We start from the raw sequence: 19,587 nt of genomic DNA, 5'->3' as shown, positions 1-19,587 counted from the left end.
AGCCGCGATGATTCCGAGTGCAGCCGAGATGGTCGCGTGGATTCAGGCCATCATCGAGCGGGGCATCAGACGCCCCGGCTATCCGGCCGACGACTGGGCCGCCGCGTGGGCCGCCGAGCGTTTCGAGGAGTTCGGGCTGGAGGATGTGCGGCTGGCGCCCGTCGAGCTGCCGTGCTGGAAGCCGGTCGCGGCCAGCCTCGCGGTGGAGGGCGGGCCCGGGTTCGAGGCGTTCGCGCTGCCGTACACGCGGGCGAAGGCCCAGGTGCGGGCGCCGCTGAGCAGGCAGGTCGCGCCGGGGGCGATCGTGGTGGCCGAGACGGCGTTCACGGAGCTGCCGCAGTCGTACGTCAGGGACCTGGCGACCGCCTGGCACGACCCGGAAGGCGTGTTCGACTCGCTCACGCAGGTGCTGCCGTTCCAGCTCGACTACCTGGACGTGCTGCACGGCGCGATGCGGGACGGCGCTGCGGGGTTCGCGGGCGGGCTGACCGGCGTGCCGTGGGAGACCCGCGACTACTACGCCCCCTACGACGCCCAGCCCAGGGACATCCCGGCCGTGTGGCTGTCCGGTCGCGACGCCCGGCAGGTGCTGGCGCTGATGGACGAGGGGCCGCGCACCGGCGTGCTCACCGTCGAGGCGGAGAGCGGCCCCGCCGTCTCGCACAACGTCATCGGGACCCTGCCGGGCGCGTCGGACCAGTGGGTGATCGTCGGCTCGCACCACGACGCGCCCTGGGCCTCGGCCGTGGAGGACGCCACCGGGATCGCGCTCGTGCTGGCCGCCGCCCGCCACTGGGCCTCCGTGCCCGCCCGCGAGCGTCCGCACAACCTGATCTTCCTGCTCACCGCCGGTCACATGGCGCTGGCCGCCGGTACGCGGGCGTTCATCGAGGAGAACCGGGCCATGCTCCCGGACGTCGTGCTCCAGCTCCACCTGGAGCACGCCGCACTCCGATGCGTCGGCGTGGACGGCGAACTGGTGCCGACGGGCGATCCTGAGCCGCGCTGGTGGTTCACCTCCAGGCGACCCCAGCTGGAGAGGCTCGTCCATGAGGCGCTGGTCGCCGAGGACCTGCGGCGCTCGTTCGTGCTCCCGCCCGACGTGTTCTCCCCGATGCCGCCGACCGACGGCGCCTACTTCCACCCGGAGGGCGTGCCGCTGGTGCACTTCCTGTCCGCGCCGATGTACCTGTTCGACTCGGCCGACACCCTGGACAAGGTGGACGTGGCCGGGCTGGAGCCGCTGGCCCGCGCCGCCGTCAGGATCGTCGAGGGCACCGCGGGCTGGAGCGCCCGCGAGCCCTCGTGACGGTCATGAGCGGCCGAGGATGGCGGCGGCCCGTTCGCGCATCTCCACCTTGCGGATCTTGCCCGTGACGGTCATGGGGAACGCGTCCACCACGTGGACGTACCGGGGGATCTTGTAGTGGGCGAGCCGGCGCCGTAGCCGCCCTGGCGCCCCGCTCGTCCGCGGGGCGCCAGGGCGGCCGCCGTCAGTTCCCCTGCTGGTGGGTGCTCCAGTACTCGTCGGCGGCGGCCTGGATGTCCGTGAGGACCTTCTGATAGGTGTCCGGCTTGACGACGAAGGCGCCGAAGCCGTCCAGCGCGGCGGTGAGCACGGGCGGCGGCGTGGCCTCGAAATACCGGTTGACCAGGCGATACTGCCCGCTCCCCGCCGCCTTGCTGACCTCGGCGATGGCCTGGTCGGCGATGGCCACCTTGGGATTGGCCGACACGTCGCCCCTGGCGGTGGACCACTTCTCCTGCGCGGCCGAGCCGACCCACCACTTGAGGTACTTCATGCTGGCGTCGGGGTCGGGCGCCTTGGCCAGCGAGCAGAGCGGACCGCTCTCGAAGATCATCGAGGTCTTGGGCAGGGCCGGGTTGACGTTCGGGATGACGAAGAAGCCATAGTCGGTGCCCGCCTTGAGGTCGCGCTGCGTCATGCTCGTGTTGAACCACGTGCCGAACGACACCATCGCCGCCTTGCCGGTCTTGAGCACGTCGCCCGGGTCGGTCTTGTCGCCCGGGTTGTTGAAGTAACCGGCGTCGATCATCGACTTCCACCGCTTCATCACCTCCACCACGCCGGGATCGGTGTACTTCGCCTGCCCGGTCGCGAGACGGTCGTAGAGGTCGGGGTCGGTGCCGGCGAGGAGCTGCTCGAACCAGACGAAGGAGAACAGCACCGACGTGTGGTAGAACGCGGTCACCCCGTTCTTCTTCAGCGTGTCGGCGACCTTGATCAGCTCGTCCCACGTGGTCGGGGGCTTGAGCTGATACTTGTCGAAGATCGACTTGTTGTAGAACATGCCCCAGTACGCCGCGTTCAGCGGCACGCAGTACTGCTTGCCGCCCACCGTGTAGTACTTGGCCAGATCCGCCGAGAGGTCGCCGTTCTTGATCGCCTCCTGCCAGATCGGCGTCGTCTCCGACACCTGCTTCTGGGCGACGATCTCCGCCAGCCGGCCGCCCGTCGTCCAGGTGAACAGGTCGGGCTTCACGTCCGTGCGGAACGACGCCTTGATGAACGCCTGGTACGTCGGCTCGTCGGTGTAGCCCACGGGCTTCATCGACAGGCCGATCTGCTGCTTGGACAGGCTGCCCATCTCGTCGAAGTACTTGCTCCAGGCGCCCTTGTCGTTGTAGAGCTTCAGCTCCGTCTTGCCGGCGGCCTGCTTCGGGGTGGATCCGCCGGAGGAGCAGGCGGCGAGAGCGAGGCAGACGGCGGCGGCGATACCAAGTGACCGGATCATGCCCGGCCTCCTCTTCGATCTTTGGGGGTTGAGTCATCTAATCACTTGATATCTTGGGTGTCCATAGGGACGACCGCCCGCCGCGTAACCTCCCTGTAACGTCTGGGCGCCATGCCGTACCGCTCCTGGAAGAGCCGGCCGAAGTACGACTGGCCGGAGAAACCGCAGCGCTGGGCGATCCGGCCGATGCCCTCCGTCGTCGTGGCCAGCAGCAGGGCGGCGTGCTCCAGCCGGCGTCCGGCCACGAACGCGACCGGCGTACACCCGTAGTGCCTGCGCATCGAGCGGGCCAGGTGGCCCGAGCTGACCGCGGCCATCGCCAGCAGCCTGGGCAGGCCCTCGCGCAGGTTCTCCTCGCGGCTCATCGCGGCGCAGGCCGACACCAGCCAACCGGGCCGCGGGTCCACGGCCGTGCCGTCGGCGCGCTCCAGCAGGGGGACGACGGCCGTCCAGAGCCCGACCAGGTCGAGGACGCGGGGCACGCCCGGATAGGCGCCCAGCACGCGGCCGAACTCCGCCGCCACCGGCCCGTCGAGCTCGGCCCGCGCCGACAGCGGAAGCTCCCGGCGATCCCAGTCCACCGGGCCCGCGAGCCCGGCAAGGTCGGCGAAGGCGCGCCAGCGCTCGCTCGGGAAGGCGATGTTGACGAAGCGCATGCCGTCGGTCGAGGAGAACTCGTGGCGGTCGTGCGGGCGTACCAGCACCACGTCGCCCGCGCGCAGCGGCAGCTCCACCTCGCCGACTCTCTGCGCGCCCGTCCCCGCGGTGACGAAGACGAGCTCGTGGAAGTCCGCGTGACTGTGCGGCTCGGGCCGGTCCCTGCGGCTGCCCCTCACCGGCACCAGAGCCGCGTGGTACGGCAGACCGGCCGCGAACTCGGCCCAGCGCAGGACGGTCGGCATGTCAGGAAATTAATACTTATGGAGCGGCGAGTACTAGTAACTCGCGGCCCGAAGACCGAAGAATCCGGATCGACGCCCACCTCGCACAAGGAGCACATGGTGATCACGGATGTCGACCGGACCCTCCAGGACTACGACCGCGACGGCTACACGATCTTCCGCGACGTCCTCGACCCCGACCTGATCGCCGAGGCGAACGACCACGTCGCCTGGCTCCAGGCCAAGCATCCGGACCGGCTCGGCGAGGACCTGGCCACCGAGCTGGTCGCGGGCGACCCCTTCTGGGTGCGGCTGGTCAGCGACGGCCGGCTGCTCGACCTCGCCGAGCTGTTCGTCGGCTCGGACATCGCGCTGTTCGCCTCGCACTACATCAGCAAGCCGCCCTTCTCCGGCAAGCCGGTCCTGTGGCACCAGGATGGCGCGTACTGGCCGTTGGAGCCGATGCGCGTGGTCACGCTCTGGCTGGCCGTGGACGAGGCCACGCCCGAGAACGGCTGCATGCGCGTGATCCCCGGCTCACACCGGCAGGACCTGCACGAGCTGCGGCAGCGCGACGACATCGACAACGTGCTCGGCTCGGAGAGCGCGGTGACCGTGGACGAGTCGCAGGCGGTGGACCTCGTCCTCGCGCCCGGCGACGTGGAGGTCCACCACCCCAACATCCTGCACGCCTCCAACGCCAACACCTCGCCGCGCCGCCGCTGCGGCCTGACCATCCGCTACATCCCGACCTCGACCCGCATCACGAGCGAGCAGCAGCCGTTCGTCTCCGCCCTGCTGCTGCGCGGGCGGCCGGGGGCCAACGTGTACCAGCCGTTCCCGACGTACGTGGAGGGCGAGCACATGCCGTTCGCCGACTCCGCGAAGTGGGCGTGAGAAGTCACCTCGCAGGCGGCGCGGTGAGGGCAGATATCCGGCCCTCACCGAAGCCCGGCCCGGGCTTCTCCCTGTTCGGCTCGGCGATCAGCTCACCGGGGTGAACGTGCCGGCGGCGGCCTCGATGACCGCGGCGGCCGACAGGCACAGGTCCTCGCGGAAGGGCCGGCCGATGATCTGGACTCCCAGCGGCACCCCGTTGTCGACCCTCGTGGGCAGGGCCACGGCCGGCAGCCCGACGAACGTGGTCACGGTGCACAGCCGCCCCGCCATGGCGATGCGGACGTTCTCCTCTGCGTTCAGTTCCCTGCCGCTCGGGTCGCCCGGCGGTTCGGTGGACACCGGGCCGAGCACCAGCGGGTAGTCGGACAGGAAGAGCAGCCAGTCACGGATGATCGCATGCCGGTCGGCGGTGAGCTGGAGGTAGTCCGCGAGGTCCAGCGGCGGCTGTTGCTTCAGGTTCAGTTCCATGTGCCGGGCGCTCTCCTCGGTCAGCAGCGTGCGCAGGCGCGGCCAGGTCAGCCCGAACTCGGACGTGATCATTTTGAGGTACGAGGTGAGCCCGTCGGTCAGCCGCGGTACGTCGGCCTCCTCCACCGCGTAACCGGCGTCGGCCAGGATTCCGGCAGCCTGCTCGATCTCCGCCCGGACGATCGGGTTCACCCCGAAGCCGCCCGGGTCGGCCACGACCGCGACCCGGATGGGCCCGGGCAGCGGGGGGGCCGTCCAGCGGGGCGGGGACGGCGCGCGGGTCACGCGGGTCTGTGCCGGCCAGCGCCTCGAAGGCGGCGCGCAGGTCGTGCACCGAGCGGGCGATGGGGCCGTCCTTGGGGAACACCTGCGACGCGAGCATCGGCGTGCTCCCGTTGATATGGTGCACCATCGGGAAGCGGCCGTAGCTCGGATTGAGCGCGGTGACGCCGCAGCAGTACGCGGGCACGCGTACGGAGCCGCCCGAGTCGTTTCCCAGGCCGATGGCGGCCATGCCGGCCGCGACGGCGGCGCCGTCACCGCCGCTGGAGCCTCCCGGATTGCGCACCACGGTCCAGGGGTTCAGGGTCTCGCCGAAGAGCTGGCTGTTGGTGTATCCGCCGATCGTCAGGTCCGGCATGTTGCTGTGCCCGATCGGGATGGCGTCGGCCGCGCGGAGCCGTGCCACCGAGGGCGAGTCCGCCTCGGCCACGTTGTCCCGGAACTTGGGGACGCCGTGGGTGGTGGGCACGCCCTCGACATCGAGGTTCTCCTTGACGGTGAACGGCACTCCGGCCAGTGGGCCGAGCGGTTCGCCCGCCGCCCGGCGGCGGTCGATGTCGGCGGCCGCGGCCATGGCGCTGTCGGCGAGCACGGCCGTCACCGCGTTGATCGTGGAGTTGACCTCGGCGATCCGGTCCAGATGCGCCTGGACGACCTCGGTCGCGCTGTATTCGCCCTTACGTACTGAGGTGGCCAACTCGGTGGCTTTCGACTTCCACATAATCCGCTAACATACACAACTGTATTTGGATACGAACCCAAATTTGGGGTGGGATGTGACACGCAGACGACGCACCCGTGAGGAGAGCAGGCAGGAAACCCGCACGCGGCTGCTCGCCTCCGCGGCGGAACTGTTCGCTGAGCGCGGTGTGAACGGCGCGTCCATCGAGCAGATCGCCGAGCACGCCGGCTACAGCCGCGGCGCGTTCTACGGCAACTTCGCCGACAAGCACGAGCTCGTCGTCGAGCTGCTGAAACAGCGCACACTCCGCGAACTTGAGGAGGTCACCGCCCTCACGCGGAAGCAAGACCCCTACGCAGGGCTCCGCGAATGGCACAAGGACCGGGCCGCGAACCTGCTCGGCTGGCTGTCGCTACGCACCGAGCTGATCCTTTACGCTCTGCGTAACCCTTCATTCCGGCCGCAACTGGCCGAACGCGAACGTATCGCCCGCGACGCCCACACCGGGAGCATCAAGGCCACCTTCGCCGGCCTCGACGTCGACCCCCCGGCCGATCCGGCATTCCTGGCATTGATCGTGCACGCCCTGGAAGACGGCCTGCTCATCCAGCGGATGCTGTTCCCGGACGAGATCTCCGAGGAGGTCATCGTGGACGCGGCCGAACTGCTCATGCGCTCGTGGTCGACCTTCCGGAGCACAGAGCACGACGCATGAGCCACACCGAGCTGGTAGGCGTCCGCGCGACGCGATACATCACGCCCCTTCGTGAAGGCGGCTCTCTCCCCGGCCTCATGGAGGCCGACGATCTCGGGACCTATGTGGTCAAGTTCGTGGGTGCCGGCCAGGGCCGCAAGGTGCTCGTCGCCGAGGTCATCTGCGCCCGGCTCGCCGAGGTGTTGGGCCTGCCCGTGCCGCGGCTGGTCACCGTCGAGCTCCACCCGGCGCTGGCCGTCACCGAACCGGATTTCGAGGTGCAGGCCCTGCTGAAGGCCAGCGCCGGCACGAACCTCGGCGTGGACTTCCTGCCCGGCTCCCTCGACTTCGACCCCGCAACGTTCACGATCGACCCGCAACTGGCCGGGCGGGTGCTGTGGTTCGACGCACTGATCGGCAACGTCGACCGTTCGTGGCGAAACCCGAACCTGCTGTCCTGGCACGCCCGGCCTTATCTCATCGACCACGGGGCCGCTTTGACCTTCCACCACAACTGGGCCGGCGCGGCCTCCTGGGACACCCGAGCCTACGACGCCACGGACCACGTCATGCTCGGCTTCCAACCCGACCTCGCCGACGCCGACGCCGAGCTGACGCCACAGGTCACCGACGAGGCCATCCAGGCCGCCGTCGCGGCGGTCCCGGAGCCCTGGCTCATCGGCGAGGAAGGCTTCGACACCCCGGAACGGATCCGCGAAGCCTACGTGGTCCGGCTCACGCACCGTCTCGCAGCGCGCGAGAGCTGGCTCTCCGGCGTACTCGACGCGGCCGCCCAGGCCCCGCCCCGGCCGGAGCGCCGTCCCGCTGCCACGCGCGGTGGCAAGGGGTTGTGATGATCCAGCAGACCGAGGCGTTCGACTACGCGCTGCTGCGCGTCGTCCCACGGATCGATCGCGGCGAAACGCTCAACGCGGGCGTCATGCTCTACTGCCGGGCGCGGCGATACCTCGGCGCGCGGGTCCACCTGGACGCCGATCGCCTGCGCATGCTCGACCCCACGGCGGACATCACGGCCATCGAAGACGCCCTGCAGACGGTCGCCGCCATCTGTGTGGGCGACGCCACCGCAGGCCCGGCCATCACCCTGGATCTCGGTCAGCGCTTCCGCTGGCTCGCCGCACCGCGAAGCACCGTCATCCAGGCAAGTCCGACCCACACGGGACTCACCACCGACCCGGAAGCCGAGGTCGGCCGCCTGCTTCGCCTCCTCGTCCTGCCCCCAACCATCCCCGTAACCACTCCCCGACCACCCCTTCTGGCCCGATGTCGGCCCACTTGAGGATGGTCGGGGCAGAGTCAGCTGTCCCATGGCGGCCATGGCGCGAGCGGGGCTGTCCGAGTCGGACTTGGACTAGTAGCGCTCGGCCACGCCCGAGTTGATCTCGGTGAGGGCCAGCGTGGTGTCGGTGTAGCGGACGAGGTTGCCCAGCCCCGGCGGCTGGGCCAGGGTGGCCTGGGCGTACCGCACGGCGTCGCCGGTCGTGCTCAGGCCCAGCCGGCGGATGGTGATCGTGTCCACCGCGGTGCCCGCGTTGATCCGGCGCGTGGCCAGGTTGAACGCCGTGGCCAGCAGCTCCGCCTGGAGCGTGCGCGGCTGTGTCACCGGCAGCGTCAGCACCGCCGACGCCTCCTGCTGGGACAGCGCGCCGTCCGGCGTGGAGCCGTCGGCGCCGTCGAAGCGGGTGTCGGTGGCCTGGACGCGGGCCAGCACCTCTGCGGTGCGCAGGTCGTTCCGGAGCGCCCACACCGTCGAGAGCAGCGGCGTCCTGCTGGGCGCGACCTCGGTCACCGAGGTCGCCGCCGAGGCGGTGACCGGTGCGAACCCGCAGGCCCCGCCGGCGTTCCGGTACGCCACGGACACCTTGCCGGTGTACGCGGTGCCCGCGGTGGCCAGCAGCGTCGGCCGCGCCGTGAAGACGATCTTCTTGTCGCCGGAGGCGGCGGGCAGGGCGCCCACCTTCCAGACCAGCGTCCTGGTGCCGTCGGCGTTGAGCGTCACCGAGTCCGGCTTCGGCCCGGCGCCCTGGTCGAGCGCCTGGCTGTAGTAGACGCCGGCCGGCAGCGTGCCGGTGACGGTGACGTCCGAGGCGGCGCCCCCGCCGGTGTTCGCGTACGTGACGGTGTAGGCGATCGCCTCGCCGGCGTTCACCGCGGCCGTCGCCGTCATGCCCGCCGTCAGCACCGGCGCGCGGACCGTGGTCGTGGCCTGCGCGGCGTTGTCCCTGGTGTACGGGTCGGGCACGCCGTCGGTGTCCTTGCCGGCGACGGTGACGCGGTTGGTGAGCACCGTGCCGTCGGCCGTGTCGCACGGCACCTGGTAGGTGAACTTCGGCGCGACGGTGTGGACGGCGCCGTTGGTCAGGTCGGGCAGCGAGCGCTGCCGCGTGGTGCCGTCGGGCAGCGTGTCGGTGACCGAGACGGCGGTCGCGGTGCCGGGGCCGAGGTCGGTCACGGCCACGGTGTAGCTCACGGTGTCGCCGCCGGCGGCCTCGGCCTGGTCGGCCGACTTCGTGACCTGTAGGTCGGCCCGCTGGGTCATGGCCAGGATCGTCTGCTCGGTGAGCTCGTCCGGCACGCTGCGCCGCACGCCGTCGGCGAAGAAGCCGACGTCGAGCCGCGGGTTGTACTGGAGGTTGGCCCAGTCGTCGAACCCGTTCAGGGTCTCCCCGGCGCTGGCGGTGTCGCATCGCTTGATCGAGTCGATGACGTTGATGTCGGCCGCGACATTCGTTTCCTTGTCACCGCGCTCGCCGTTCCAGTCGACGCGGCCGTCGTTGGCGGGCCAGACCTTGGCCTTGCCTTTGAGGCCGTACACGATGTTGCGGCTGGGGTTGGCGGGTGTCCCGTACACGCCCTTGTTCTCGTCGAGGCCGGCCTCTTTGAGCGGCATGGTGGTGAGAGCGGTGCCCCTGACCGCGCTGGAGTAGTCCAGCGGACGCGAGGAGTCCATGTCCGCGAACTGCAGGGTGTAGTTCATCACGCTGAGGTAGTTCGGCTTGCAGTTGACGGTGTCGCCGCCGCCGTGGCCCAGGCTCAGCGTGTGGCCGAGCTCGTGCATGAAGGTCGCGGCCTCGGCGTTCCGACGGCCGCCTGCTCTGTTGATGGTCGTGGGGCTGAGCGCGCCCATCGTGACGATGAAGTCGTTGCCGCCCGAGGGGCCCGCAGGGTCGAACTCGGAGCTGCCGGACGAATGGGTGTCCTCTTTGAAGGTGTCACCGAAGATCATGTAGCGGAACACCTGCCGCTTGGCGTTCAGGATGTTCGCGCAGTTCGCGCTCCTGCGGTCGTCGACGGTGCCGAAGAAGCCCGGGCACTCACCGGGCACCTGGTGGCGGCCCTTGAGGTCGTTGAAGTCGTCCTGCGTGTTACCGCCGTCGGTCTTGAACAGGATGTCGTGCACCAGCGGCACCTCTTCGCCCTTCATCGCGTGGAGGGTGACCCCGCGGAAGCCGCCCGGCGAATCGGGATCAGGATCGACCGGCGCGGCGGCGAACGCCTTGACGACGTCGTCCAGCGCCCCGTCCTGCGGCTCGAATCCCTGCATGTAGTCCGCCTCGACGAACAGGTCCTTGCGGTACGGCAGCGCGTTGTACGGCGCCTTGCCCAGAGGCAGGTCGATCAGGGTGTCGCCGTTGACGTCCAGACCTCCCGTGGGCGTCTCCCAGCCGTTCATGATGCCGTCGCCGTCGGTGTCGGTCTCGTTCAGCACGTCCTTGCAGTGCGGGGTGCTGATCGTGAAGTAGGCCCGGGCCGAGTCGTCGCCGGTGCCCTCGCTCTCTCCGGCCAGCGTCGGCAGGTTCGCGCCCTGCTGCGTGGTCAGGCCGCTGCCCGTGAACACGCACGTGAACAGGTCGAATTCGAGATCGAGGTAGTCCCTGCCCTTGACCCAGTGGATGACGTCGTCCTGGGTCAGGTCGTCCTGATCCCACAGCTCCAGGTGGATGGCGATCCGGTTGTGCGACTCGTCCACGGTGGCCGAGTGCGTCCAGTTGGTGGTGAAATCCTTGCCATGGGCGCAGCAGAAATCGTCTCTGCCGTCGAAAAGGCCCTGGTTGTCGATGTTGAACTTCGGATAGTAATCGTTCCCGCAGGCCTCGCCGTCGCCCTCGTTGCAGGACAGCTCGACCACCCTGTAGAGGCTCACGGTGACCTTGTGGGTAGCCGCCTGGGCCGGAGTGACGCCGACGAGCGCCACCCCGGCCAGCACCAGGAGCGTCACCGCCAGCGACTCCGCGCAGAGCCGCATTCTGCGTAAAGCTCTCACACTTGCACCTCCCCGTCACATGACTCGATTGCCTCAGAGTCGCCGGGATGGTGCGATTCGCACCTGAGTAAGGGACTACTCAACCGGCACGGGCGCGCGGCCGCCCCCTGACCGACCCCGGCCACCGGCTCCAGCTCTGGCTGGCCGTCCCCCTCAGCGACCTCGTCCCGCCCGGCCGCCCCCGTTCCTCCGACTGATCGACCCCGCCGTGGCAGCGGGAGTGGGTTGCGGTGTCAGGCCGTGCCGGCGGCCTGGTGCCGCAGCAGGTAGTCGGCGGCTTCTTCCTGGCCGAACCACTGAGCCCAGCCGAGCGGGGTGACCTGGTACATCGAATCGATGACGGTCAGATCGGCGCCCCGCCCGACCAGCAGCCGCAGGGTCTCGACGTGGCCGGTGGCGGCGGCATAGTGGGCCGGGACGCTGCCGGACGCCGAACGGGCGTCGACGTCGAAGCCCAGCTCCACGAGCAGCTCCACCGCGGGCCAGCGCTGCAGCGCGGCCGCCTCCACGAGCAGGGCGGGACGCTCGGCACGCATGCGCTCGAGCAGCGCCGGGTCCTTCTGGAGCATGGCGTCGATCTCCGCGCGCTCGCCGCGCAGACAGGTGAACACGAACGGGTCCTGCGGGCCGAGCTGACGGTAAAGGTCGCGCACGACGCCGATCTCGGCTCCGTGGTGGATGAGCTCGTCGAGGATGTGCAGGGCGAAGGCGGTGCCGTCCGCCTCGGCGTACGGCCCCGCGATCGGACCCATGGGCCGGGCGAGATCGTCGCCGCTCAGGCCGGCCAGCCGCCCCCGCCACACCGCATAGGCGTGCTCCAGCGCCCGCAGCGCGTCGGCGGCGGCGCCCGGCACCCCAGGCGGCCCGTCCTGCGGTGACGGCCGGTGCCCGAACCAGGTCGCTGTCCGCTCGGCCTGGAGCACGTCGATCAGATGCGTGACGCGCCAGGCCACCGTGGTGAACGGCGGCGGATCGGGCGGCAGCCGCGCCCCGTCGGCCTCGTACGATCCGTCCGCGCAGGGACGGATCGTCCAGCACTCTGGCACCGGCTCCCAGAGGTATTCCTCGTCGGTCAGACCCTCGAGCCGGTTGCGCAGGCGCTGCCAGGCGAAGTCAGAGAGGTCCACCAGGTTGTCCAGGAGTGTCGCCATGGACAGCACGCTACGCACCACCACCGACAGAAGGCGGCCGGGCACGCGCGTCTGGATGGACCGTCTCAGGTCGCCAGGGGAAGCGACAGGACGAGCCGGACCCCTTGCGGAAGCGGTTCCGCCCGCACCGTGCCCCCGTGTGCCTCGGCGATCTGCCGCACGATGGCCAGGCCGAGCCCCGAACCGGGCAGCGAGCGGGCCGCCTCGGCGCGGTAGAACCGGTCGAAGACGAACGGCAGGTCCTGGGGCGCGATGCCGGGCCCCTGGTCGGCGACCGACAGCGTGCCCGAGGGGCTCACCCGCACCAGCACCTCGCCGTCCGGCGGGCTCCATTTGACGGCGTTGTCGACGAGGTTGGCGACGGCGCGTTCGACGGCGTCCGGGTCCGCGCACACCAGGCACTCGGCGAGCTCGGCCCGTAGCCGCACATGGGGCGCGCGCGTCCCCGCCCTGGCGAGCACCCGCTCTGCCACCAGGTCGAGGCGGACGTCCTCGAGGTGGATCTGGGTGTCGCCGTACCGGGCGAGCTCCACCAGGTCGTTGACCAGTACCCGCAGCTCCCCGGCCTGCGCGCGGGCCTCGTGCACCAGGGCGGGGGCCTGGGGGTCGGCGGTGCCGCGTCCTTCCTCCAGGAGCTCCAGATTGGTGATGAGGCTGGTCAGCGGGGTACGCAGCTCGTGCGACGCGTCGGCCACCAGGCGCCGCTGGGCCAGCAGGGACTCGTGCAGCGCCCCCGTCATCGTGGTGAAGGACCGGGCCAGCCGGGCCACCTCGTCGCGCCCGCTGCCGTCCAGGCCGCCGGCGGTGAGCGTACGGGTGGCGGTGACGTGCTCGACCACCTGGGTCAGGCGGCCGATGGGACGCAGCACCCGCCCGGCGAGCAGCCGCGCGCCCATCCCGGCGATCAGCGCGCCGCCCAGCGTCAGCGCCGCCAGCAGGAGTTTCAGCCTGCCCAGCGTCGCGTCGTCCCGGTCCAGCGGGAACGCGGCGCGTACCAGCCCTTGGTCGATCTCGGTCAGCGGAGCCGTGAAGACGCGGTAGGGCAGCCCGTCGTAGGTCACGTCCTGGAAGTACGGGCTGCTCCTGCCTGCCGCGACCGCGACATCCTGGACGGTGAGCGGGACGAAACCGGCCGTCGGGCCCGGCTCCACGGGATGCGGGAAGAGCTGCAGCAGCGTGTTGCCCACGGTGACCGGACTCACGGGCAGGCGCGCGTCGGTGACCTTGAACGTTTTCAGCAGGCGGGGCGCCTGGCCGGCGGCCAGGACCAGCTCCCCGTCGTGCTGCCCGGCCAGCCCGGACGCCATCGACGGATACAGCACGAACGAGGCCGCCAGCAGCGCCGCCGCCACTACGGCCGCCCCCGCCAGCGCGACCCTGGTCCGCAGCTTCACGGCTCCTCCCGCAGCACGTACCCCAGCCCACGCACCGTCTGGATCAACCTCGGCTCGCCTCCGGCCTCCAGCTTGGCCCGCAGGTAGCTGATGTAGACCCACAACGCGTTGGAGGACGGGCCGAAGTCGTACCCCCAGACGGCGTCGAAGATCACGCCGCGGCTCAGCACCCGGTTCGGGTTGCGCAGGAACACCTTCAGCAGCGTGTACTCGGTCCTGGTCAGGTCGAGCACCCGCGCGCCGCGGGAGGCCCGGCAGGCCGCGGTGTCCAGCTCCAGGTCGGCGAAGCGCAGCACCTCCTCAGCCGCGCCGCTGCGCCGTAGCAGGGCGCGCAGCCGGGCCCGGAGCTCCTCCAGCGCGAACGGCTTGACCAGGTAGTCGTCGGCCCCGGCATCCAGCCCGGCCACCCGGTCGGCGACCAGGTCGCGGGCCGTGAGCATCAGGATCGGCGTACGGTCTCCGCCGGAGCGGAGCCGGCGGCACACCTCCAGCCCGTCCAGCCCGGGCATCATGATGTCCAGCACCACCGCGTCCTGCCGCCCGCCGCCCGCGGCCTCCAGCGCCCGCAGGCCGTCGGCGGCCGTGCTCACGTGGTACCCCTCGCGGGCGAGCGCACGCGCCAGCGAGCGGCGCACCGCCTCGTCGTCATCGGCCACAAGGACATGCATGATGACACTCTCCTCGCCAAGCCCGCCGCCGCCCAGCCCTCCGCAAGCCCCAGCCGGGCGGGATGGCCGTCGCCCCGCCTCCGGGGGTGAATCCCCGATGGCTGAGCGCCCGCCCGGCCGGTCGCCGCCCTGAGGCTCAGGAGCCCGGCGTCTCCTGCGGACCAGGAGTCTTCTCGGGACCAGGAGTCTTCTTGGGGTCCGGTTTTCCGGCGGGGTCCGGTGTGCCGGTCTCCGGCGGTGCGTATGACCGCTTGAACGCGTACAGCGCCTGGTTCAGCTGATCCGCGGACACGCCCAGCCGCGCCGCCAACGCCGCGAACTCCGGCGAGTCGGGACTTGTCCCGCCCTTCTGGGCGAGCAGATCGAGCTCCTCCACGGCGGCGGTCGCCCGGTCGAGCCCGACGCCCAGCGTGTCGGCCAGCGCTTGAGCCAGCTTGCCCGAGTCAACGGCCCTGCCCTGCTTCACGTCGGCTGAACACTTGAACCCGTCACCGCCGGGATCGGCGGCCGGGGTCCCGGCTTTCTCGGCCTTCGCCGCCTCCTCCTTCAGCTTCTCGATGTCGGCGGGCGAGCACGTCGCGGCCTTGGCGCACGGATCGTCGGCGCCGCCCGGCGGGGGCGAGGCGGCCAGCGCCCCCGACCCGCCGAACATCAGCACCACGACCATCCCGGCGGCCAGGCCGGCCCTTCGTCGGTCCATGTCGCTTCTCCTTCCGACCGCTCGGCCGGCTTCTCCGGCCGGTGGCTGCCGCCAGCCAACCCGGCCGACCTTCACCGAGCCGTCGGCGAACCTTAGAAAAGCCATAGAAGACCGGCGTCGAAGCAGAAGTCAGAGGCCGGGCCGAGCGGCGTTGGTCTTGACGTGCGAAATGAACCGACTTTAAATTCCCTCCATGGGCCGCATAGCGGGCGTCACCGCAGCTGAGACGCGTGAACGGTTGCTGCAGGCGGCCGCCGAGGTGTTCGCCGAGCGCGGCTATGACGGCACGCGCGTCGCCGACATCGCCGCGGCGGCCGGCGTCAGCAACGGCGCGCTGTACGCGCACTTCAGCTCGAAGGCCGACCTGCTCGTGTCCGCGCTGAAGGCGCACGGGCCGCTGATGCTGGCCAAGCTGCTCGCCGCCGCCCCCGACCGGTCGGTCGCGGAGTTGCTCCTCATCGTCGGCCGCTGGCTGCCCCGCCGTAAGGGGGCTCCCGGCCACCTGATCGTCGAGGCGCTGGTCGCCGCCCGCCGCGACCAGGAAGTCGCCCGCCCGATGCGCGACTACCTGGGCGAGCGGGCCGACTGGCTCGCCGACCTGGTGCGCGCGGGCCAGGCGGGCGGCGAGCTGGACCCCGCGCTGCCCCCGGACGCGCTGGCCCACTTCTGCCTGCTGCTCTCCATGGGCAGCGCACTCATCACGCCGAACCTGCACGCGGTGGACGACGAGGAGTGGTCGGCGGTGCTCACCCGCGTCGTGGCCGCGTTCGCCCCGCCGGCGACACCGCAGACGGAAGCGGAGCCCCCGCGTTGAAAGCACTTGTCGAGGGGCCGTGAGACGACCGCCCGGCCGTTACGAGAACGAGTTTTGATCATCTTCGGGGCGGCTTGCTAGGGTTGGGCGCCTTTGCCCGATCCGAGTCGTCCCCGAGAAGCTCGCGAGTCCGCGGAGTGGCAGGCGGAGGAGCAGCAGCGCGTACGCCGTGTCGTACGCGCCGACCGAGCAGAGCGCGTCGCAGACGAGCGGCGTGCCGACGAAGCCGCTGCCGATGCGGTGGTCGTCCCCCTCGGCCAGCTCGACCACGCGCCGCCCGGCCCGGTCCCGCCAGGCCACCCTCGCGGCCTGGCGGGTGGGGAAGCCTTTTCAGGCGCTGGCGGCGGTCGGCTTGACGTAGGTGACCCTGACGTTCAGGTAGGACGCCACGCCACGGTCATGGCCCCGGATGGCGAGCACGTTGCAGCAGTCGAGGTACCTCACCGGGACGACGACGTCGATCGCACCGGCGCGGCAGTTGCCGCTCACGGCGGTTTGCACGAGCCGGCCGTTCAGGTAGACCTGCGCGTCGTTGTCCACTGTTCCCTGGATGCGGACCTCCTGCGCGTCCCGCGGAATGTGGATCCAGTGGCGTACCAGAATGTCGGTGTTCAGCTCCCACGGGGTCTTGACCGTGGCGGGGTTGTTCCAGGAACACCCGCGAGCGGAGGTTGTGCCGAAGCCCTCCTGTCCTGCCGTCCAGTCGCTGTCGTCGAAGTCCCTTTCGTAGAAGAAGGGTTCGTCGGTTCCCGGGGGCACCTGCCGGTACCTCCAGCCCGTGCTGTTGTAGTCGAGGGCGGTGACGACGGTCGCGCGGGTGTCAGCCGGGGAGGTGGAAGCCGACGCGGACGCCGGGACTGAGAGAGCCATGGCGGCCATCAGCGCGCCCGCCGCCAGACTTGTGGGTAGGGAGCACACTGGTCTCGTGAACATAGCGACCTTCCTTGTCGATGCTTCGCCACGCAGCGATCGGCAGGCGTACAGGTCGCCATGCCTTCACTGCACGCATGATCGGATTCGGCGAAAGCACATCATGATCGGGTCGCTTGCCAGCATGATCGCGCCGCAGGATTGATCATTCCTTGCGCAGACATTGCTCCGTATGGCCAGGGGTTTGCTCTGGTCGCCCATCCGATTTCGGCCTCCCGAAGGAGACCCGCGTAGATCATCTATCCGCAAATAGATGGTTCGTCGCAGAATGTTCTACCTGAACTGCATGAGGTATCCCGATGGCGGTGGCCTGACCACCAGGCGGCGATGACGGCGCGACAAGAGGTGATCGGGCGCGTCTTGTGTCATGGCCGGGCCGGGCCGGCCAGTCAGGTCGGCCCGGCGCCGGGTGTTCACATCCGGGTGGTGAACGTGTGGGTGCCGGAGCTCACCTCCTGCGGGGCCGCCCCCGGAAGGTCGATCTCGGCCACCGTGCCCGGCGGCACGGACGCGGTGACCGTGAGCGTCCCGCCGTCCCTGCTCCAGGAGACCGACGCCGGGCCGTACGGGGTCTCGAGGTCGGCCGAGGCGTGGGTCAGGTCCCCGCCGGGCCGGGGAGCGATGCGCAGGCGGCGGTAGCCGGGGGCGGCCGGGGCGAGGCCGGCCACGGTGCGGTGCAGCCAGTCGGCCACCGCCCCGAGCGCGTAGTGGTTGAAGGAGGTCATCTCGCCGGGGTTCACCGAGCCGTCGGGCAGCAGGCTGTCCCACCGCTCCCAGATGGTGGTGGCGCCCATCGTCACCGGGTACAGCCAGGACGGGCAGTTGCGCTGGAGCAGCAGCGCGTACGCCGTGTCGTACGCGCCGACCGAGCAGAGCGCGTCGCAGACGAGCGGGGTGCCGACGAAGCCGGTGCCGATGCGGTGGTCGTCGCCCGCGACCAGCTCGACCAGGCGCCGCCCGGCCCGCTCCCGCTGCGCGGGCCCGTCCAGCAGGTCGCACGTCAGAGCCAGGGCGTAGGCGGTCTGGGTGTCGCAGGCCAGCCGCCCCGACGGCGTGACGAACTCGCGGCGGAACGCCTCGCGCACCGAACCCGCGAGCGCGGCATAGTGCTCGGCGTCGGCGGAGTGCCCCAGCAGGGCCGCCGTCTCGGCCAGGATGCCGGCGGTCCAGGCGTGGTAGGCGGTGGCGACGAGCGCGTGGTCGGTACGGGCCTTGCCGGGGTCGTCCGGCGGCGCGGCCGGGTCGAGCCAGTCGCCGAACTGGAAGCCCTCGTCCCACAGGTGGTCGTCGCCGGCCAGCCCGGCTATCTGGTCCACCCACGCCTTCATGCTCGGGTACTGCTGCCGCAGCAGCCCGAGGTCGCCGAAGCGCCGGTAGAGCGTCCACGGCACGAGCACCGCGGCGTCGCCCCAGGCCGCGGTGGGGGAGGTGCCGAACACCAGCTCCACCCACGGCACGTAGTGCGGCACCGTGCCGTGCTCGGCCTGGTCGGCGGAGAGATCGGCCAGCCAGGACGACAGCGGGCCCGCGCAGTCGTACAGGAAGGCGGCGGCCGGGGCGAAGACCTGGATGTCGCCGGTCCAGCCGAGCCGCTCGTCGCGCTGGGGGCAGTCGGTGGGCAGGTCGACGTAGTTGCCGCGCATGCTCCACCGGACGTTGTCGTGCAGGCGGTTCAGCAGCGGCTCGGAGCAGCGGAAATCGCCGGTGGGCCGCATGTCGGTGTGGCAGACCACGGCCTGGACGTCGGCCGGGTCCAGTTCGCCCGGCCAGTTGTCCACCTGCGCGTAGCGGAAGCCGTGCACGGTGAAGCGCGGCTCCCACTCCTCGGGCGCGTCGTCGCCGCGCAGGGTGTACTCGTCGAGCGCGGCCGCGTGACGCAGTGGCCGCAGAGCGAGCGCGCCGTTCTCCAGGACCTCGGCGTGCCGGAACGTGACGGTGTGCCCGGCCGGGCCCTGCACGCGGATGCGCAGCCGGCCGGCGATGTTCTGGCCGAAGTCGAGGATCGTCTCCCCGTCCGGCCCGGTCAGGACCTCCGCCGGGGCCAGCGTCTCCACCCGGCGGACCGGCGGGCCGAGCGGCGCGACGAGCAGGGCCGGGTCGTGCGGCAGCGCGTCGGCGGGCAGCCAGGAGGCGTCGTCGAAGCCGGGCCCCGACCAGCCGGACGGCAGCAGCCGGGCGTCGTGGTTCTCGCCGTCGTACAGACTGGCCGCCGTGACGGGGCCGCTCGCGCAGCGCCAGCTGTCGTCGGTGACGACCACGTCGGTCGTGCCGTCCGCGTAGGTGATCTCGAGCTGGGCGATGAGCGCGGTACGGTCGCCGTAGACGGCGGTCTTGCCGCCCGCGAAGCCGATCCGCCCCCGGAACCAGCCGTCGGAGAGCGTGGCGCCGATCGCGTTGGCGCCCTCGGCCAGGAGCTCGGTGACGTCGTGCGTGCGGTAGCGCAGGCGGTGGCCGTAGGTGGTCCAGCCGGGGGCCAGCACGTCGTCGCCGACGACCCGGCCGTTGATCTCCGTCTCGTGGATGCCGTGCGCGGTGACGTACAGACGGGCCTGCCGGATCGGGCCGCGCACGGTGAAGTCGCGGCGCAGCAGCAGCGCCGGGCCGTCGGGGACGCCCAGCAGCTCCAGTGGCGGCGCGGCCGTGCCCGCCTGCCAGTCGGCCGGGTCCAGCAAGCCGGCCTCCACCCACGACCAGGGGCTCCAGTCACCGGCCGAGCCGTCGCGGCCGTGTACGCGCACCCGGGCGCCCCGGCGCTCGCGCGAGCTCAGCTCGCCGCCCGGCCAGGGGACGAGCACCGACTCCGCCGACTCGACCCGGCCGGTGGCCGTGCCGTCGCTGAGCTCGATCTCGTACGCCTCCTGCTGCCAGCCGGGGATGTCGGTGGTGACGGTCCAGGACAGGCGGGGCGCGCGTTCGCCGATGCCGAGGGGGTCGCGGTGGTGTTCGAAGGCGGGCGCTTCGACATGCACGAAGGTCACGGGT

The 19,587-nt window shown here is 71.0% G+C and carries 16 protein-coding genes and 1 pseudogene; 6 read left to right on the top strand and 11 right to left on the bottom strand.

Features of this window, described 5'->3' with window-relative positions:
* Positions 1-28: 28 nt before the first annotated feature.
* The gene (locus tag ABD830_RS08355) at positions 29-1,309 is read left to right on the top strand and encodes a M28 family metallopeptidase (RefSeq protein WP_344985905.1); all 1,281 of its coding nucleotides are present in this window, start codon (positions 29-31) and stop codon (positions 1,307-1,309) included.
* Between the two features lie 184 nt (positions 1,310-1,493).
* Here ABD830_RS08355 and ABD830_RS08350 read toward each other — a convergent pair whose 3' ends face one another.
* Entirely contained in the window at positions 1,494-2,756 is a 1,263-nt protein-coding gene (locus ABD830_RS08350; RefSeq protein WP_344985903.1) for an ABC transporter substrate-binding protein, read from the bottom strand.
* Positions 2,757-2,797: 41 nt separating this feature from the next.
* A complete protein-coding gene (locus ABD830_RS08345) occupies positions 2,798-3,658 on the bottom strand; it encodes an AraC family transcriptional regulator (protein WP_344985902.1) in 861 nt (286 codons plus the stop codon).
* A gap of 96 nt (positions 3,659-3,754) precedes the next feature.
* Here ABD830_RS08345 and ABD830_RS08340 point away from each other — a divergent pair, with 96 nt between their 5' ends.
* Entirely contained in the window at positions 3,755-4,534 is a 780-nt protein-coding gene (locus ABD830_RS08340; protein WP_344985901.1) for a phytanoyl-CoA dioxygenase family protein, read from the top strand.
* An 87-nt stretch (positions 4,535-4,621) separates the two neighbouring features.
* Here ABD830_RS08340 and ABD830_RS54115 read toward each other — a convergent pair.
* Positions 4,622-6,008 (bottom strand): annotated as a pseudogene (locus ABD830_RS54115) (amidase).
* A gap of 55 nt (positions 6,009-6,063) precedes the next feature.
* On the opposite strand from ABD830_RS54115, the gene ABD830_RS08325 reads away from it, so the two are divergent.
* From ABD830_RS08325 to ABD830_RS08315, 3 genes are read left to right on the top strand one after another with little or no spacing between them, the layout of a single operon-like run.
* Positions 6,064-6,684 (top strand): TetR/AcrR family transcriptional regulator, encoded by a 621-nt coding sequence (locus ABD830_RS08325; protein WP_344985898.1) that lies wholly within the window; start codon positions 6,064-6,066, stop codon positions 6,682-6,684.
* The gene (locus tag ABD830_RS08320; protein WP_344985897.1) at positions 6,681-7,517 is read left to right on the top strand and encodes a HipA family kinase; all 837 of its coding nucleotides are present in this window, start codon (positions 6,681-6,683) and stop codon (positions 7,515-7,517) included. The genes ABD830_RS08325 and ABD830_RS08320 overlap by 4 nt, the downstream gene beginning before the upstream one ends.
* A complete protein-coding gene (locus ABD830_RS08315; RefSeq protein WP_344985896.1) occupies positions 7,517-7,963 on the top strand; it encodes a DUF3037 domain-containing protein in 447 nt (148 codons plus the stop codon). Before ABD830_RS08320 ends, ABD830_RS08315 begins: the two co-directional genes overlap by 1 nt.
* A 72-nt stretch (positions 7,964-8,035) precedes the next feature.
* Here ABD830_RS08315 and ABD830_RS08310 read toward each other — a convergent pair whose 3' ends face one another.
* From ABD830_RS08310 to ABD830_RS08290, 5 genes are all read right to left on the bottom strand, one after another.
* Complete coding sequence (locus ABD830_RS08310; protein WP_344985895.1) at positions 8,036-10,948, bottom strand: hypothetical protein; 2,913 nt, start codon at positions 10,946-10,948, stop codon at positions 8,036-8,038.
* 233 nt (positions 10,949-11,181) lie between these two features.
* A complete protein-coding gene (locus ABD830_RS08305) occupies positions 11,182-12,099 on the bottom strand; it encodes a DinB family protein (protein ID WP_344985894.1) in 918 nt (305 codons plus the stop codon).
* Between the two features lie 65 nt (positions 12,100-12,164).
* The gene (locus ABD830_RS08300; RefSeq protein ID WP_344985893.1) at positions 12,165-13,493 is read right to left on the bottom strand and encodes a sensor histidine kinase; all 1,329 of its coding nucleotides are present in this window, start codon (positions 13,491-13,493) and stop codon (positions 12,165-12,167) included.
* On the bottom strand, positions 13,490-14,161 hold the full coding sequence (locus ABD830_RS08295) for a response regulator transcription factor (protein ID WP_344985892.1): 672 nt from the start codon (positions 14,159-14,161) through the stop codon (positions 13,490-13,492). Before ABD830_RS08295 ends, ABD830_RS08300 begins: the two co-directional genes overlap by 4 nt.
* Positions 14,162-14,297: 136 nt before the next feature.
* Positions 14,298-14,861, bottom strand: coding sequence for a hypothetical protein (locus tag ABD830_RS08290; RefSeq protein ID WP_344985891.1), 564 nt, complete (start codon positions 14,859-14,861; stop codon positions 14,298-14,300).
* A gap of 193 nt (positions 14,862-15,054) precedes the next feature.
* Here ABD830_RS08290 and ABD830_RS08285 point away from each other — a divergent pair, with 193 nt between their 5' ends.
* A complete protein-coding gene (locus ABD830_RS08285; RefSeq protein WP_344985890.1) occupies positions 15,055-15,675 on the top strand; it encodes a TetR family transcriptional regulator in 621 nt (206 codons plus the stop codon).
* 39 nt (positions 15,676-15,714) lie between these two features.
* On the opposite strand, the gene ABD830_RS08280 is transcribed toward ABD830_RS08285, so the two are convergent.
* The 3 genes from ABD830_RS08280 to ABD830_RS08270 all read right to left on the bottom strand — a co-directional run bounded on the left by ABD830_RS08280 (position 15,715) and on the right by ABD830_RS08270 (position 19,583).
* Positions 15,715-15,975 (bottom strand): alpha-L-rhamnosidase-related protein, encoded by a 261-nt coding sequence (locus ABD830_RS08280; RefSeq protein WP_344985889.1) that lies wholly within the window; start codon positions 15,973-15,975, stop codon positions 15,715-15,717.
* A 30-nt stretch (positions 15,976-16,005) separates the two neighbouring features.
* Positions 16,006-16,545 (bottom strand): hypothetical protein, encoded by a 540-nt coding sequence (locus tag ABD830_RS08275; RefSeq protein ID WP_344985888.1) that lies wholly within the window; start codon positions 16,543-16,545, stop codon positions 16,006-16,008.
* A 473-nt stretch (positions 16,546-17,018) separates the two neighbouring features.
* Entirely contained in the window at positions 17,019-19,583 is a 2,565-nt protein-coding gene (locus tag ABD830_RS08270; protein WP_344985887.1) for an alpha-L-rhamnosidase, read from the bottom strand.
* Positions 19,584-19,587 lie beyond the last annotated feature (4 nt).

Origin of the sequence: Nonomuraea helvata, from assembly GCF_039535785.1 — a bacterium.
In the GTDB taxonomy this organism is placed as follows: domain Bacteria; phylum Actinomycetota; class Actinomycetes; order Streptosporangiales; family Streptosporangiaceae; genus Nonomuraea; species Nonomuraea helvata.
Note: the sequence above shows the minus strand (reverse complement) of the source record. Positions and strands in the feature narration are given on the sequence as shown.

What these genes read in the sequence shown, in the direction of transcription:
- ABD830_RS08355 (WP_344985905.1), top strand. Translation starts at nt 29, where the DNA reads ATGGTCGCGTGGATTCAGGCCATCATCGAGCGGGGCATCAGACGCCCC.
- ABD830_RS08305 (WP_344985894.1), bottom strand. Translation starts at nt 12,099, where the DNA reads ATGGCGACACTCCTGGACAACCTGGTGGACCTCTCTGACTTCGCCTGG.
- ABD830_RS08275 (WP_344985888.1), bottom strand. Translation starts at nt 16,545, where the DNA reads ATGGCTCTCTCAGTCCCGGCGTCCGCGTCGGCTTCCACCTCCCCGGCT.
- ABD830_RS08315 (WP_344985896.1), top strand. Translation starts at nt 7,517, where the DNA reads ATGATCCAGCAGACCGAGGCGTTCGACTACGCGCTGCTGCGCGTCGTC.
- ABD830_RS08290 (WP_344985891.1), bottom strand. Translation starts at nt 14,861, where the DNA reads ATGGACCGACGAAGGGCCGGCCTGGCCGCCGGGATGGTCGTGGTGCTG.
- ABD830_RS08350 (WP_344985903.1), bottom strand. Translation starts at nt 2,756, where the DNA reads ATGATCCGGTCACTTGGTATCGCCGCCGCCGTCTGCCTCGCTCTCGCC.
- ABD830_RS08345 (WP_344985902.1), bottom strand. Translation starts at nt 3,658, where the DNA reads ATGCCGACCGTCCTGCGCTGGGCCGAGTTCGCGGCCGGTCTGCCGTAC.
- ABD830_RS08285 (WP_344985890.1), top strand. Translation starts at nt 15,055, where the DNA reads ATGGGCCGCATAGCGGGCGTCACCGCAGCTGAGACGCGTGAACGGTTG.
- ABD830_RS08320 (WP_344985897.1), top strand. Translation starts at nt 6,681, where the DNA reads ATGAGCCACACCGAGCTGGTAGGCGTCCGCGCGACGCGATACATCACG.
- ABD830_RS08340 (WP_344985901.1), top strand. Translation starts at nt 3,755, where the DNA reads ATGGTGATCACGGATGTCGACCGGACCCTCCAGGACTACGACCGCGAC.
- ABD830_RS08295 (WP_344985892.1), bottom strand. Translation starts at nt 14,161, where the DNA reads ATGCATGTCCTTGTGGCCGATGACGACGAGGCGGTGCGCCGCTCGCTG.